Genomic DNA, 329 nt, shown 5'->3' with positions numbered 1-329 from the left:
GTTCAAAAATTAAAGTTTAATCATTGGTCATTTGAAATAATAGCTCACATTTTATCTATATCTACTAAGACTCTTTACAATTGGTTTAACAGTGGTTTATTAGATTTGTCCTACAATGATTTACCAGATAAGGGAATTCGGCGTAAAAGGAAAAAAGAAACTCGTGGAAAGTATTCGAATGGTCGCTCCATCGAAGAAAGACCATCAGAAGTGGATAGCCGTAAGACCTTCGGTCATTACGAGGCTGATACAATCTTATCTGGTAAGACAAAAGGACAAGCTATAGCCACAGTTTCTGAAAGATTCAGTCGTATGACAATTGTAAGGAG

The 329-nt window shown here is 35.9% G+C and carries 1 protein-coding gene; it reads left to right on the top strand.

What is annotated here, in order from left to right; all coding sequences use genetic code 11:
* Positions 1-329 (top strand): IS30 family transposase (locus FC88_RS05860; protein ID WP_157060434.1); only part of this gene is annotated, 329 nt, incomplete at both ends.

Origin of the sequence: Companilactobacillus futsaii JCM 17355 (assembly GCF_001435505.1) — a bacterium.
GTDB classification, from domain to species: domain Bacteria; phylum Bacillota; class Bacilli; order Lactobacillales; family Lactobacillaceae; genus Companilactobacillus; species Companilactobacillus futsaii.
This window is presented reverse-complemented; position numbering and strand designations above follow the sequence as displayed.